We start from the raw sequence: 14,457 nt of genomic DNA on the forward strand, positions 1-14,457 counted from the left end.
CACGCCCGTTACCGATGCCATACGCGACCAAGGAGGTCGGTCAGGATGAGAACTAGTGAACGAACCCAGTGCGCGCGTCGCGCGGCATCGTTGCAAAGTTTGCAAAGTCCGCCTCGTCCGCGATGTGTAGCTTGCATGTAATTTTCCGGGGCCTACCGTCCACCCTCGGGGACCCTTCCAAGATCGGCAACTCAGCCGGCTCATGCGCTGCAAAGCGAGCGAAGAGATGAATGACTAGCACCGTCATGCCGGCTGCGGCGGCCCTGGACCCGCATGGAGCTTCGACCGCGCAAGCAACGGCGCCTCCTGATACCGGGCTGGCATGCCTTGTGACAATCGCCCGGTTTCATTCAGTGGCAGTCGATCCGATGCAGATCGCGCACGAGTTCACGGAATCGGGCAAGCCGCTGGGTCCGTTCGAGATCCTGCTCGCGGCCAAGAAGCTGGACCTGCAGGCCAGGCGCGTGCGGCCGGCACTGTCCCGCCTGCCGACCACACCGCTGCCGGCCATCGCGACGGGCAAGGACGGCACCTTCTTCATCGTCGGCCGTTGCCATGGTGAAGGAGAAGAGGCGCGGGTCCTGGTCCAGGATCCACAGGTCGGCCGGCCCGAGCTGATGACCGTGCAGGCCTTCGCCGAGCGCTGGTCGGGCGAGATGATCCTCTTCGCATCGAGGGCCTCGCTGGCGGGCGAGCTGGCCAAGTTCGACTTCAGCTGGTTCATTCCCGCGGTGGTCAAGTACCGCAAGCTGCTGCTCGAAGTCCTGTTCGTGTCGCTGGTGCTGCAGCTGTTCGCCCTGGTGACGCCACTGTTCTTCCAGGTGGTCATGGACAAGGTGCTCGTGCACCGGGGCTACTCGACACTGGACGTGATCGCGGTCGGCCTGCTCGTGGTGAGCATCTTCGAAGTGATCCTGGGCGCGCTGCGCAGCTACGTGTTCGCGCACACCAGCAGCCGCATCGACGTGGAGCTCGGAGCCAGGCTCTTCCGCCACCTTCTGGCCCTGCCGCTGGCCTACTTCGAGGCGCGGCGCGTGGGCGACTCGGTCGCGCGGGTGCGTGAGCTGGAGAACATCCGCTCCTTCCTCACCGGAAACGCGATCACCGTCGTGCTGGACCTCGTGTTCTCCGTCGTCTTCCTGGGCGTGATGCTGTACTACAGCGCGTGGCTGACGCTGATCGTCGTGCTCTCGCTGCCCTGCTATTTCATGCTGTCCCTGCTGTTCACGCCGGCGCTGCGCGCCCGGTTGAACGAGAAGTTCAACCGCGGCGCGGACAACCAGTCCTTCCTCGTGGAGTCGGTCAGCGGCATCGACACGATCAAGGCCATGGCGGTCGAGCCGCAGTGGACGCGCAAATGGGACAACCAGCTCGCCGCCTACGTCAAGGCCGGCTTGCGCGCCGTGTCGATCTCCACGGTGGCGGGCAGCGGCATCAACCTGGTGGGCAAGCTCGTGACGGTGGCCACGATGTGGATGGGCGCCAAGCTCGTGATCGACGGCCAGTTGACGGTCGGCCAGCTGATCGCGTTCAACATGCTCGCCGGCCACGTGGCCAACCCGGTGATGCGCCTCGCCCAGATGTGGACCGAGTTCCAGCAGATCGGCATCTCGATGGAGCGACTGGGCGACATCCTCAACACCCGCACGGAGATCGTCGGCAACAAGACGGCAATGCCCGCCGTGCGCGGCCGCATCGAGTTCGATCAGACGGTGTTCCGCTATCGGCCGAACACGCCCGAAGTCCTGCGCGGCGTGTCGCTCACCATCGAGCCGGGCCAGGTGGTGGCCTTCGTAGGCCGCTCCGGTTCGGGCAAGAGCACCATGGCCAAGCTGGTCCAGCGCATGTACGTGCCCGAGCGCGGGCGGGTGCTGATCGACGGCACGGATCTGGCGCTCGCCGACACCTCGTCACTGCGCCGCCAGATCGGGGTGGTGCTGCAGGAGAACGTGCTGTTCAACCGCACCATCCGCGAGAACATCGCGCTGTCCGACCCGGGCGCGCCGATGGGGGCGGTGATCCGGGTCGCGCAACTGGCAGGCGCGCACGACTTCATCAGCGAGTTGCCCGACGCCTACGACACGATGGTGGGAGAGCACGGCGCCTCGCTCTCGGGCGGGCAGCGCCAGCGCATCGCGATCGCCCGAGCGCTCCTGACCAACCCGGGCATCCTGATCTTCGACGAAGCCACCAGCGCGCTGGACTACGAATCGGAGCGGATCATCCAGGACAACATGAAGGCGATCTGCAGCGGTCGCACCGTGCTGATCATCGCCCACCGGCTGTCGACGGTGCGCAACGCCGATCGCATCGTCGTGATCGACCGGGGACAGATCGTCGAAACGGGCAGCCACGCCGAGCTCGCAGCCAACGACGACGGCTACTACGCGCGGCTGTGCCGCATGCAAGAGGGTTGAGATGAGCGCCTTGGGAATGAAGCAGCGCTTCCAGGCGGCTGGCGATTTGCTGGATCGCTATCGAAAAGTCTTCGGCTTCGCATGGGCTCAGCGCAAGACGATGGCGCCGCGCAGACTGCTGCCGGAAGAGGCGGAATTTCTGCCGGCCGCGCTGTCGCTGCAGGAGACCCCGGTTTCGCCCCTGCCTCGCGTGACCATGTGGTTGCTGATGGCCTTCGCGTTCATCACGCTGGCATGGTCCGTTTTCGGAAGGATCGATGTCGTGGCGACCGGCCAGGGCAAGGTCGTGCCGGGCAACCGGGTCAAGACGATCCAGCCGCTGGAGACCGCGCTGGTCAAGCGCATCCTGGTGAGCGACGGCCAGGCGGTGAGGGCCGGGCAGGTGCTGGTGGAGTTCGACGCGACCACGGCGTCGGCGGATGTCAGCCGCGTGGGCGGCGAACTGACTGCAGCCTATCTGCAGGGTGCGCGCGCCGAGGCGCTCCTGGCCGCGCTGCGGCCTCTGGAACTCGGCCGCGCCTCCGCGCCGCCGCGGCTGGGGTCCGTCCCCGGGACAGCGCCGAATGAGCGGGCGCAGGCGCAGGCCCTGCTGGACGCCCAGTATGCTGAACTGCGCACCAAGCTCGCGCGCGTCGAGAGCGACATCGAGCGGCGCGAGGCGGAACAGCAGACGGTCTCGGCCATGGTGCGCAAGCTGGAGCAGACCGCGCCGATCGTGCGGCAGCGCGCGCAGGACTACAAGCGCCTGGTCGAAGAGAACTTCGTGTCGCGACACGGCTACCTCGAGCGCGAGCAGGCGCGCATCGAACTGGAAGCGGATCTGGCGACACAGCGCAGTCGCTTGCGCGAGATCGACGCATCGCTGCGAGAGGCACGGGCGCAGCGCAAGGCCACGGTCGCCGAGGCAGTGCGCGCGGCATACGACGGCGCCAACGAGGCGCGGCAGAAGTCCGAATTGCTGCGCCAGGACCACATCAAGGCGGACTCGCGCGCCGGTGCCATGACGCTGGCGTCGCCGGTGGATGGCGTCGTGCAGCAGCTGGCGATTCATACGGTGGGGGGCGTCGTCACGCCGGCACAGGCTTTGATGGTCATCGTTCCGCGCGATGATGCGCTGGAAGTCGAAGCGTTCATCGAGAACAAGGACATCGGCTTCGTTCACGCAGGCCAGAAGGCCGCGGTGAAGGTGGAGACCTTCGAATACACCAAGTTCGGCGTCATCCCTGCCGAGGTGAACCACGTGTCGAACGATGCGATTCAGGACGAAAAGCGCGGGTTGATCTATTCGATGCGCGTCAAGCTGTCGGAGGCTGCCGTCCAGGTCGAGGGCAGAAAGGTCAACCTGAGCCCGGGCATGGCCGTCGCCGTCGAAGTCAAGACCGGCAAGCGGCGCGTCATCGAGTACTTTCTGAGCCCGCTGCTGCAGCACGCCAACGAGAGCCTGAAGGAACGCTGAGAGCGCAAGCCGTGCTGTACCGCAGGTGGCGGAGAGTGTGAGATTCGAACTCACGGACGGTTGCCCGTCGGCAGTTTTCAAGACTGCTGGTTTAAACCACTCACCCAACTCTCCGGAGCGCACCCGCTTTGCACGGGCGCGGCATCGATTCTAGTGCCCGCCGCCGGGCATGTCGGCGGCACCGGCGCCGGCGGGCGCCGGCATCCAGCCACGCAACACCAGCGACACCACGCCCTCGGCCCATGCGCGGCGCTCCTCGGGCCCGGCCAAGGGCTTGGAGATGAAGAAGCGCACACCGCCGAAAGCCAGTGTCGAGAGTTGGACCGCAGACAGCTCCGGATCGGGCACATACAGCTTGCCGGCACGGTGCGCCTCGGCCAGGTACTCGACCACCGGCGCCAGCACGTAGCTGTTCTCCGCGTACAGCGACTTCGCCAGTTCCGGGAAGCGCACCGCTTCGGCGATGACCAGGCGCAGCAACGCCAGGGTCTGCGGTTCTGTGGCGCTGAGGTACATGCGCTCGACCAGGTCGAGCAGCACCTCCCGCTCGTCCGCATCGGTCCGCACCAGGGGGGCCTGCATGTTTTCGCGGGCACTGCTGACGGCCCGGTGGACAACCTCGCGGAACAGGGCCTCCTTGTTTTCGAATTGGCGATAGATGGTGATCTTGGCGACGCCGGCATCGCGCGCGATGGCCTCGATGCTGGTGGCGGCATAGCCCAGTTCGAGGAAGGACTTCAGCGCCGCGGCGAGGAAGGACTCTCGCAGCGCGGCCGCCTGTTCCGGGCTGGGACGTCCGCGCGAGCGGCGCTTGACTTCGTCCGGCATGGTTCGGGTCGACATGGGGAACTCTCAGCGGTCGGGAAGGAAGATGGTCTGCAAGTCACTCAGGAAATCGAAACCGCGGGTGGTGGGCCAGACGCGTGCAAGGTCGCGCTCGACCAGGCCTTTGCGCTCGGCCTCCTCGAGGCCACGCTGGATCGCCGTGACGGCCAGGCCGGTGCGCTCGCCGAATTGGGCCAGCGTGAAGCCATCCTTCAGACGCAAGGCATTGAGCATGAATTCGAAAGGAAGCTCGGCGATGCCGACCTCGTCGCACTGCGCGACCGCACGCCCGGCCAGGGCCTTGTCCATGTAGAGGCGCGGCTCGCGAAAGCGCACCTGCCGCACGATGCGGTGGGCAAAGCTCAGCTTGCTGTGGGCACCCGCGCCGATGCCGAGGTAGTCGCCGAACTGCCAGTAGTTGGTGTTGTGCGCACAGCGGTGGCCGCTGCCCGCATAGGCGGAGATCTCGTAGCGTTCCAGCCCGGACTGCCCGGTGCGTTCGGTGATGCGGTCGAGCATCGCGTAGGCGCTGTCGTCGTCCGGCAACGCGGGCGGGAACTTGGCGAAATAAGTGTTGGGCTCGATCGTCAGGTGGTAGACGGACAGGTGCGGCGGCCCGAGCGCCAGCGCCTGGCCGAGGTCCGCGTCGAGTTGCTCGAGGGTCTGGCCCGGGAGCGCATACATCAGGTCGAGGTTGAAGGTGTCGAAGGCGTGGGCGGCCTCCTCCACGGCGGCGATGGCCTGGGCGCGGTCGTGGACCCTGCCCAGCGCTTTCAAATGGGCGTCGTCGAAGCTCTGCACGCCGACGGACAGCCGCGTCACCCCTGCGGCGCGGTAGGCACGGAAGCGATCGCGCTCGAAGGTGCCCGGATTGGCCTCCAGCGTGATCTCGCAGTCGGGCGCCAGCTTGAGGCGGGCGCGCAGATCGCCGAGCAGGCGGTCGATGGAGGTCGGCAAGAAGAGGCTGGGCGTGCCGCCGCCGATGAAGACGCTGTGCACGCTGCGCCCCCAGATCAGCGGCAGCGCCGCATCGAGGTCCGCGATCAGCGCGTCGAGGTAGCGCTGCTCCGGCCATGGCGCGTCGCTGTCATCGGCCATGCCGCGCCATTCGTGCGAGTTGAAATCGCAGTAGGGGCACTTGCGCAGGCACCACGGCATGTGGACGTAGAGCGCGAGCGGGGGCAAGGCGGTCAATTGGAGCGGACCGGGGCGCATCCAGTGCAGCACGTCGTTGGCGCGCTCCGCTTCGCCTGCCCCCTCCTGCAGGGGCAGCTGCTGGCGCTCGTCGGCGATGGGAATGGCACGGCTCACAGCCAGCGTTCCCGGATCAAGGCCAGCATGGCACGCGCCGCCTGGCCGCGGTGGCTGTGGGCGTTCTTTTCTAAGGCGGGCAGTTGGGCGAAAGTCTTGCCGAACTGGGGCAGCCACATCACCGGATCGAAGCCGAATCCGTTGTCGCCGATCGGCTCGCGCGTGATCTGCCCCACGGCGCGGCCGACAGCGATGAGCGGCTCCGGGTCCTCGGGACTGCGCAGCGCTACCAGCGTGCTCACGAGGGCGGCGCGGCGGTCCTCGATGCCTGCCATCTGCTCGAGCAGCGCGCGCACGTTGTTGGCGTCGCCCTTCTCGTAGCCGAACTGCGTCGCGTAGTAGGCCGTGGCCACGCCGGGCAGGCCGCCGAAGGCCTGGACGCACAGGCCGGCATCGTCGGCGATGGCCGGCAGGCCGGTCAGCTTCGCCGCATGGCGGGCCTTGGCCAGCGCATTCTCGACGAAGGTGCAAAAGGGCTCCTCCGCCTCGCCGACGCCGAGCTCCGACTGCCTTATCAGCGCGACGCCCAGGGGCGCGAACAACTGCTGCAGCTCGCCCAGCTTGCCGGCGTTGTTGGAAGCGAGGACCAGTCTCATCGTTGCTCGTCCGCGCGTTGCATCAACCAGCCAGGGCCTGGGCCTGGAGCACGGTCAGTTCGGCGATGCCTTTTTCGGCCAGCAGCAGCAGCGCGTTCATTTCCTCGCGCGAGAAGGCCGCGCCTTCGGCGGTGCCCTGCACCTCCACGAAGTGGCCTGCGCCGGTCATCACCACGTTCATGTCGGTGTCGCACGCGGAATCCTCGACATACTCGAGGTCCAGCAGTGGGGTACCTTGCACGATGCCCACCGACACGGCGGCCACGTGCCCCCGGATCGGCGATGCCGCCAGCGCGCCGGCCGCGATCAGCTTGTTGACAGCGTCCTGCGCCGCCACGAAAGCGCCGGTGATGGCGGCCGTGCGGGTGCCTCCGTCGGCCTGGAGCACGTCGCAGTCGAGGTGGATGGTGCGCTCGCCAAGTGCGGCCAGGTCGAACACGGCGCGCATCGAGCGGCCGATGAGTCGCTGGATCTCCTGCGTGCGGCCGCTCTGCTTGCCGCGCGCGGCCTCGCGGTCGCTGCGCGTGTGGGTGGCGCGTGGGAGCATCCCGTACTCGGCGGTGACCCAGCCCTCGCCGCTGCCGCGCTTGTGCGGCGGCACCTTCTCTTCGACGGAGGCGGTGCACAGCACGCGGGTCTGGCCGAACTCGATGAGCACCGAGCCCTCGGCATGGATGGTGAAGCCGCGCGTGATGCGGACCGGCCGCAGTTGATCGGCGGCACGTCCGCCGCTTCGTACGAAAACTGTCATGTCGAACCCGGAAAAGGAGGAAAAAATCAGGACTTGCGCGCGGCCGAGGAGCGCTTGATGGCCTCGTTGATCTCGGCGATCGAGCGCTCGATGGCGTCCTCGTCGAGATCATCGAGTTCGCTGTCCGAGGGCATGCCGGCCTGGATGGTGGAGGCGAACACGCCGTCGTTGATGCTGTCCGTGGACACGCCGCGCGTCTGGCCGGCGGCATCGGGCGTTTCCCATTCGAGGGCGATCAACGTCACGTTGTCGCTGTGGGTGCCGCCGTTGCGCAATGCCATCTCGGCCAGATCGGGCGCGGCGTCCGAAACGGGCTTTCCGGAGGACAGCGTCCGAACGATCAGGGCTTCGTCGAGCACACTCCACAGGCCGTCGGAGCACAGCATGATGCGGTCGCCGCGCTGCAGCGGCAGCGGCGCGGTGACGTCGAAGAGGGGCGTGGTCGGCGAACCGAGGCAGGTCAGCAGCAGGTTGCGGTTGACGACTTCGTTGGCGCCGCCGGGTCGTGGGCGCTCGGCATGGGAATGGTCGCGCGTGCGCGTGAGCAGCGCACCGTCGCGTATCACGTACAGGCGGGAATCGCCGCAGTGGATCCAGGTCGCGGCATTGCCCTGGATCACGGCCGCCACCACCGTGGTGCGCGGGGTGTCCAGCATGCCCTTGTTGCCCGCATAGCGCATGATCTGCTGGTGCGCCGCCATCACCGCGGAGGTGAGGAAGGCCTTGACGTCCTTGAGCAGCGGCCGCGCATCGCGCTGGTAAAGCGCCGCGATGGTCTGCAGCGCCATCTGCGCCGCGACCTCGCCTTCGGGATGCCCGCCCATGCCATCGGCCAGCACGAACAGACCCGACTCGCGCGTGTAGCAGTAGCCCATGCGGTCTTCGTTCTTGAGCCGACCGCCTTTGCGGCTGACCTGGAAGACGGAAAACTTCACGGCGCGCCCCACGCGGCCTGAAGGGCGCTGAGCCTCCCTGGCAGGGAGAGCGGACATCCGAAGCGGGAAGCAAAGAGGGTGGTCATGCGGGGCGTGTGGTTGGGGCTGCGGCCTTGGGCAGGCCCTTCTTCTCGAACGAACGCATGTTGTCGATCGAAAGGCGCACCTTCTCGCTCACGGTGAGCTTGGTGTAGCGGCGCTCGCCTTCGCGGCTCAATTCCTTCTGCAGCGCGAAGACGGATTGGGGACGCGAGAGCGGATCGAGCGACATGCACCACTCCACCACCTCGATGAGGTTGTCGGAATAGATCCCGCGCAGGCGGGAAAGGGAGAGGCCGAGGCGGTCCTTTTCGATTCGCTGGGGCGCGTCGTTGGGGGGATAGCCCTGCATGCAGGCGTAGATGCACGCGCCGATGGCGTAGATGTCGGTCCATGGGCCCATGGAGGAATCGCGACGGTACATCTCGGGGGCTGCGAAGCCGGGCGTGTACATCGGGCGGATGAAGTTGCCCTCCTTGGAGAGCACCTCGCGCGCGGCGCCGAAGTCGATCATCACGGCGCGGTCGTCGTCGGTGACAAAGATGTTGGCGGGCTTGATGTCCAGGTGCAGCATCTTGTGCTGGTGCACGATCCGCAGCCCCCGGAGGATCTCGTCGAAAAGCGAACGGATGGTGGATTCGCGGAAGACCTTCTGCTTCTTGAGGTCGCGTGCGGTGACGATGAAGTCCTGCAGGGTCGCGCCCTCCAGGTAGTTCATCACCATGTAGACGGTCTCGTTCTCGCGAAAGAAGTTGAGCACGCTGACGACCGATGCATGGGAGATTTGCGCGAGAGACCGCCCCTCCTCGAAGAAACTCTTCAGCCCCAGGCGGTACAACGACAGCTTCTCGGGCGGCACCTGCGGCGCGAGTTCGCCGGTGCCGCGGGTGGCGAGTGACGAGGGAAGGTATTCCTTGATCGCCACCTGCTGCCCCGAATGGTCGACGGCGAGATAGACGACACCGAAGCCGCCTGCGGAGATACGACGCACGATGCGGTATCCGCCGATGACCGTGTCAGGCAGCAAGGGCGAAGGTTTGACCTTTGACATAATCCGGGAGTTTCGCCCGAAGACAGGGGTGCGGCAAGCGAAGGCGATGCCGTCGTCTCGGTGCGTGGACACGAAATCAAGAGCGAGGCGCAATGCCAGTTTACAGCATGACCGGCTATGCCAGCGGCCAGAGCGGCCCGGCCGGCGGCCCCCCGGAGGCCGACATCAAGGCCGCGGCCGCAGGCCGGCTCGGGGTCGAAATCCGTTCGGTCAATAGCCGTTTTCTCGACCTTACTTTCAAGCTCCCGGAAGAGCTTCGCCAGCACGAGCCCACGTTGCGGGAGCTGCTGACGGCGCGCCTCAAGCGCGGCAAGGTCGAACTGCGCGCGGCGATCGATAGCAGCGGAGCCGCCGCCATTGCCGATCCGTCGTCCAAGCTGCTGCAGCGGCTCAACGGGGTGCAGGACCACATCCGCGCCTGGCTACCCGGCGCACGCGAGCTGAGCGTGGCCGATGTCCTGCGCCTGGCGGCTGGCGACACGAGCACGAGGAATGACTGGGGCCCCGATCTGTCGGACCTGGCCGCGAAGACGCTCGAGGATCTGGTCGCGGCGCGGGAGCGCGAGGGAGGACGCCTCGCGAAGATGCTGCTGGACCACCTGGCGCTGCTGCGTGGCCTGGTGGCGCAGGCCCTGCCGCTGGTCCCGCAGTTGGTCGAGCAGCAGCGCAGCCGCTTCCTGGAACGCTGGCAGGAAGCCATGGGCGCGAGCGGCGGCACCCCCCCCGACGCAGCACAGGACCGCGCGCTGACAGAAGCCACCGCCTTCGCGATCCGCATCGACGTGGCGGAGGAGCTCACGCGGCTGGGGTCGCATCTGGACGAGATCGAACGCCTGGTGAAGAAAGGGGGCGAGATCGGCAAACGTCTCGACTTCCTGATCCAGGAACTGCACCGCGAGGCGAACACGCTGGGCTCGAAATCGGCCACGCTCGAACTCACCCGCATCGGGGTGGACATGAAAGTCCTGATCGAGCAGATGCGAGAGCAAGTCCAGAACATCGAATGACAGGGAAGCAGCGAATGGATTACCCCGGCAATATTTTCGTGGTCGCCGCGCCCAGCGGTGCCGGCAAGTCGAGCCTGGTCAAGGCACTGATGGAGCTCGACTCGGCGGTGCAGCCCTCGGTGTCGCACACCACCCGGCCGCCGCGCGGCCAGGAAAAGCATGGGCGCGAGTACTTCTTCGTGCCGCATGCCGAGTTCGACGCCATGATCGCGGCCGACGCTTTCGTCGAGTGGGCCCATGTCCACGGGCAGCGCTATGGCACTTCCAAGAAGGCGATCGAGGATCGGATCACCACGGGCGCCGACGTCATCCTCGAGATCGATTTCCAGGGCGCCACCCAGATCCGCCAGACTTTCGCGAATGCAGTAACCATCTTCATCCTGCCCCCGAGCTGGGAGGAACTGCGTTCCCGGCTGGAGCGGCGCGGGGAAGACAGCGCCGAGGTCATCGAACTTCGGCTGCAGAACGCCGCCGAAGAGATGGCGCGCGCCAGCGAGTTCGACTTCGTTATAATCAACGAGTTATTTGAGCGCGCACTTTTCGACCTCAAAGCGATCGTCCACGCTCAGCGGCTTCGGTATTCCGCACAGCGCCGCGCCCGTGCCGACACCTTCGCCGCCCTGAACATCCCTTGATTCCGTTCGCCGAAAGATATCCATGGCCCGCATCACCGTCGAAGACTGCCTCGAGCACATCCCCAACCGCTTCCAGCTCGTCCTGGCCGCCACCTACCGTGCGCGCATGCTGAGCCAGGGCCACGCCCCGAAGATCGAGAGCAAGAACAAGCCCGGCGTGACGGCCTTGCGCGAAATTGCCGAAGGCAAGATCGGCCTGGAGATGCTGAAAAAAGTCCCCGGCTGAGCTGACGCACAGCTGCAACAAAAAGGCACCGCAGGGCGGTGCTTTTTTGTTGCATAAACACATCGAACCGGCGGCCGAGCTAAAGTGACAAACATGAGCGCGGTTGTCAAGTCCCCGTCCGGCGCCCCCAATGGCGCGCCACGGCCCAGCCCGGCGGCGTTGAACGCGGCCGCGGCCAGCTTTGCCGCGTTGACCGATCGGCTCGATTACTTGAGCCCAGAAGACGTGGAGCAGGTCCGGCGCGCCTACCGCTTCGCGGACGAAGCCCACCTGGGCCAGTTGCGCAACAGCGGCGAGCCCTACATCACCCACCCGATCGCGGTCGCCGCGCAGTGCGCGGAATGGAAGCTCGATGCCCAGGCGCTGATGGCCGCCCTGCTGCACGACGCGATCGAGGACTGCGGCGTCACCAAGGCAGAACTGATCGAGCGCTTCGGCGCGCCCGTCGCGGAGCTGGTGGATGGCCTCACCAAGCTGGACAAGCTGCGCTTCAACACGCGCGAGGAGAATCAGGCAGAGTCCTTCCGCAAGATGCTGCTGGCGATGGCGCGCGACGTCCGTGTCATCCTGGTCAAGCTGGCGGACCGCACACACAACATGCGCACCCTGGAAGATGCCCCGCGGGAAAAATGGGCGCGCATCTCTCGCGAAACCCTGGATATCTACGCGCCCATCGCGCATCGGCTCGGCCTCAACCAGACCTACCGGGAACTGCAGGATCTCTCCTTCCGCCACCTTCGACCCTGGCGCTACGCGATCCTTGCCAAGGCCGTCGCCAAGGCCCGCGGCCGGCGCCGCGACCTGATCCAGAAAGTGCAGCAGGAGCTGGAAGCCGCCTTCGCCGCAGCCAACATGAGCGTGCGGATCGCCGGTCGGGAAAAGACGCTCTATTCCATTTACCGCAAGATGGAAGAAAAGCACTTGAGCTTCGCCCAGGTGACCGACATCTACGGCTTCCGATTGATCGTGCCGTCGGTGATCGCCTGCTACACGGGCCTGGGCATCCTGCACCAGATGTACAAGCCGCTGCCCGGCAAGTTCAAGGATCACATCGCGATCGCGAAACTCAACGGCTACCAGTCCCTTCACACCACGCTGGTGGGGCCGGCGGGCGTCAGCGTCGAATTCCAGCTGCGCACCGAGGCCATGCACGTGGTGGCCGAGTCCGGCGTGGCAGCCCATTGGCTCTACAAGGCGTCAGAGCCGAGTACCCCGTCGGGAGATCGCCTGGGCACCAAGTGGCTGCAATCCCTGCTCGACATCCAGGACGAGACGCGCGATGCCGCCGAGTTCTGGGACCACGTGAAGGTCGATCTGTTTCCCGATGCGGTGTACGTCTTCACGCCCAAGAGCCAGATCCTGGCCCTCCCGCGCGGCGCCACGGTGGTCGACTTCGCCTACGCGATCCACAGCAACATCGGCGACCACACTTCCGCCGCCCGCATCAACGGCGACCAGGTGCCGCTTCGCACCGAACTCAAGAATGGTGACGTGGTGGAGGTGATCACGGCTCCCGTGTCCACACCCAACCCGGCTTGGCTGGGCTTCGTGCGCACCGGCCGCGCGCGCTCGAAGATCCGCCACTACCTCAAGACACTGGCCCATGCCGAGTCCGAGGGTCTGGGCGAGAAATTGCTGGCCCAAGCGCTGCGCGCCGAAGGCCTGGGCAAACTGCCGGGCGACGACGAAGAACATCAGCAGATCTGGGAAAAGCTGCTGCGCTTCACGGGCAACCGGACGCGCTCGGAACTTCTCACCGATATCGGCCTGGGCAAGCGCATCGCCAGCATCGTGGCCAAGCGGCTGATGGCGCTCTTGGCCGAACGCGGCGAAAAGCCCGATGCCCTGATGCTCAGCCGCGAGCGCTTCACGGCGCACGAAGCCGTCTCGCAGGGCGCGGTCACGCTGGACGGCAGCGAAAACTCCTCGGTCCGCTTTGCGCTGTGCTGCCGGCCTATTCCGGACGACCCGATCGTGGGATACCTGGGCCACGGTGAAGGCCTGGTCGTGCACACGGAGTCTTGTGGCGTCGGCCAGCGCCTGCGGCACAAGGACAGCGAGCGATTCTTCGCCGTCGAGTGGGCGGATGAACCGGTGCGGACCTTCGAGACGGGCGTGGTCATCACGGTCCGCAACGACAAAGGGGTCCTGGCGCGCGTGGCGTCCACCCTCGCTGACGCGGAAGCCGACATCACGCACGTGGAAATGGCCGACGAGACACCTCAGGACTCCACCGATCTTCGATTCGTGATCGCGGTTCGGGACCGCGCCCATCTCGAGGCGGTCCTGCGGGCCGCGCGCCGCACGCCCTCGGTTCTCGCGGCGGCACGCACCGTGCCGGCGCTCTGAGCCTGGTTCAGCCGACCGGCGGTGGGTAACTCACCGACAGAATCTCGATGTCGTGCACGCCCCCGGGCGTGGCGAGCCTGACCACGTCGCCTTCGCGCTGCTTCAGCAGGGCTCGCGCGATCGGCGAGATCCAGCTCACCTGGCCGTGCGCACTGTCGGCCTCGTCGATGCCCATGATGGTCAGTTCGCGCTCGTCGCCTGTTTCGTCGGCATAGCGCACCGTGGCGCCGAAAAAGATCTGGTCGCGCCCATGATGAACGGCGGGATCAGTCACCTCCGCGATCTCCAGCCGCTTGGTTAGAAAGCGAATGCGCCGATCGATCTCGCGCAGCCGCTTCTTCCCATAGAGATAGTCGCCGTTCTCCGACCGGTCGCCGTTCTTGGCGGCCCAATGAACCGCTTCGACCACCTTGGGTCGCTCCACGTCCATCAGATCGATCAACTCGGCCCGCAAACGCGCATACCCCTGGGGAGTGATGTAGTTCTTGCCGCCAGCAGGCAAGGGCGGCGCACTGCCCGGTTCGGCATCGTCGTCGTCTGCATCGCTTTCTTTGGTGAATGCCTTGCTCATCGCCACACGCTCCAAAGGAAAAAAGCCTGCAACTTTCGTTGCAGGCTTTCCTGATGATGGCGCGGCTGGCAGGATTCGAACCCACGACCCCTTGGTTCGTAGCCAAGTACTCTATCCAACTGAGCTACAGCCGCACAGCTTGCGAGTATAGCACGCTTATGCGGGCCGCTCCTCGTACGTGTGCTGAGCGCGGTGGTAGGCCGTCCTGGGCTTGAACCAGGGACCAACGGATTATGAGTCCGCTGCTCTAACCAACTGAGCTAACGGCCCACGCTGGCGGGATTCTAG

13 protein-coding genes and 3 tRNA genes are annotated in these 14,457 nt (G+C 66.1%); 6 read left to right on the forward strand and 10 right to left on the reverse strand.

Annotation, left to right across the window (positions count from 1 at the left end):
• The first annotated feature begins 230 nt into the window (after positions 1 to 230).
• Both ABEA07_RS07165 and ABEA07_RS07170 read left to right on the forward strand, forming a co-directional pair.
• Entirely contained in the window at positions 231 to 2,417 is a 2,187-nt protein-coding gene (locus ABEA07_RS07165) for a type I secretion system permease/ATPase (RefSeq protein WP_425584082.1), read from the forward strand.
• A 1-nt stretch (position 2,418) separates the two neighbouring features.
• A complete protein-coding gene (locus ABEA07_RS07170) occupies positions 2,419 to 3,873 on the forward strand; it encodes an HlyD family type I secretion periplasmic adaptor subunit (protein ID WP_345536836.1) in 1,455 nt (484 codons plus the stop codon).
• A 26-nt stretch (positions 3,874 to 3,899) separates the two neighbouring features.
• On the opposite strand, the gene ABEA07_RS07175 is transcribed toward ABEA07_RS07170, so the two are convergent.
• The 7 genes from ABEA07_RS07175 to ABEA07_RS07205 all read right to left on the reverse strand — a co-directional run bounded on the left by ABEA07_RS07175 (position 3,900) and on the right by ABEA07_RS07205 (position 9,381).
• Positions 3,900 to 3,987 (reverse strand) — tRNA-Ser (locus tag ABEA07_RS07175).
• A gap of 36 nt (positions 3,988 to 4,023) precedes the next feature.
• On the reverse strand, positions 4,024 to 4,716 hold the full coding sequence (locus ABEA07_RS07180) for a TetR/AcrR family transcriptional regulator (RefSeq protein WP_345536837.1): 693 nt from the start codon (positions 4,714 to 4,716) through the stop codon (positions 4,024 to 4,026).
• A gap of 9 nt (positions 4,717 to 4,725) precedes the next feature.
• Entirely contained in the window at positions 4,726 to 5,913 is a 1,188-nt protein-coding gene (gene hemW, locus ABEA07_RS07185; RefSeq protein ID WP_345536946.1) for a radical SAM family heme chaperone HemW, read from the reverse strand.
• A gap of 92 nt (positions 5,914 to 6,005) precedes the next feature.
• Positions 6,006 to 6,605, reverse strand: a complete 600-nt coding sequence (gene rdgB / locus ABEA07_RS07190; protein WP_345536838.1) for an RdgB/HAM1 family non-canonical purine NTP pyrophosphatase — start codon at positions 6,603 to 6,605, stop codon at positions 6,006 to 6,008.
• A gap of 22 nt (positions 6,606 to 6,627) precedes the next feature.
• Positions 6,628 to 7,356 carry a ribonuclease PH gene (gene rph / locus ABEA07_RS07195; protein ID WP_345536839.1) on the reverse strand — a complete coding sequence of 243 codons (729 nt, stop codon included), beginning with the start codon at positions 7,354 to 7,356 and terminating at the stop codon, positions 6,628 to 6,630.
• Positions 7,357 to 7,382: 26 nt separating this feature from the next.
• A complete protein-coding gene (locus ABEA07_RS07200) occupies positions 7,383 to 8,291 on the reverse strand; it encodes a PP2C family protein-serine/threonine phosphatase (protein WP_345536840.1) in 909 nt (302 codons plus the stop codon).
• Between the two features lie 82 nt (positions 8,292 to 8,373).
• The gene (locus tag ABEA07_RS07205; protein WP_086922215.1) at positions 8,374 to 9,381 is read right to left on the reverse strand and encodes a serine/threonine protein kinase; all 1,008 of its coding nucleotides are present in this window, start codon (positions 9,379 to 9,381) and stop codon (positions 8,374 to 8,376) included.
• 92 nt (positions 9,382 to 9,473) lie between these two features.
• Here ABEA07_RS07205 and ABEA07_RS07210 point away from each other — a divergent pair, with 92 nt between their 5' ends.
• From ABEA07_RS07210 to ABEA07_RS07225, 4 genes are all read left to right on the forward strand, one after another.
• On the forward strand, positions 9,474 to 10,388 hold the full coding sequence (locus ABEA07_RS07210) for a YicC/YloC family endoribonuclease (protein ID WP_345536842.1): 915 nt from the start codon (positions 9,474 to 9,476) through the stop codon (positions 10,386 to 10,388).
• 14 nt (positions 10,389 to 10,402) lie between these two features.
• Positions 10,403 to 11,023, forward strand: a complete 621-nt coding sequence (gene gmk / locus ABEA07_RS07215) for a guanylate kinase (RefSeq protein WP_345536844.1) — start codon at positions 10,403 to 10,405, stop codon at positions 11,021 to 11,023.
• Between the two features lie 22 nt (positions 11,024 to 11,045).
• Positions 11,046 to 11,249, forward strand: a complete 204-nt coding sequence (gene rpoZ, locus ABEA07_RS07220) for a DNA-directed RNA polymerase subunit omega (RefSeq protein ID WP_076998296.1) — start codon at positions 11,046 to 11,048, stop codon at positions 11,247 to 11,249.
• Between the two features lie 93 nt (positions 11,250 to 11,342).
• Positions 11,343 to 13,598, forward strand: a complete 2,256-nt coding sequence (locus ABEA07_RS07225; RefSeq protein ID WP_345536847.1) for a RelA/SpoT family protein — start codon at positions 11,343 to 11,345, stop codon at positions 13,596 to 13,598.
• Between the two features lie 7 nt (positions 13,599 to 13,605).
• Here the strand turns inward: ABEA07_RS07225 and greB are convergent, their stop codons facing one another.
• From greB to ABEA07_RS07240, 3 genes are all read right to left on the reverse strand, one after another.
• Complete coding sequence (gene greB, locus ABEA07_RS07230; RefSeq protein WP_345536849.1) at positions 13,606 to 14,169, reverse strand: transcription elongation factor GreB; 564 nt, start codon at positions 14,167 to 14,169, stop codon at positions 13,606 to 13,608.
• Between the two features lie 57 nt (positions 14,170 to 14,226).
• Positions 14,227 to 14,303: transfer RNA gene (locus ABEA07_RS07235), tRNA-Arg, on the reverse strand.
• A 59-nt stretch (positions 14,304 to 14,362) separates the two neighbouring features.
• Positions 14,363 to 14,439 (reverse strand) — tRNA-Ile (locus tag ABEA07_RS07240).
• Between the last annotated feature and the right edge of the window lie 18 nt (positions 14,440 to 14,457).

The organism is Variovorax defluvii (genome assembly GCF_039541515.1).
Classification (GTDB): Bacteria; Pseudomonadota; Gammaproteobacteria; order Burkholderiales; family Burkholderiaceae_C; genus Variovorax; species Variovorax defluvii.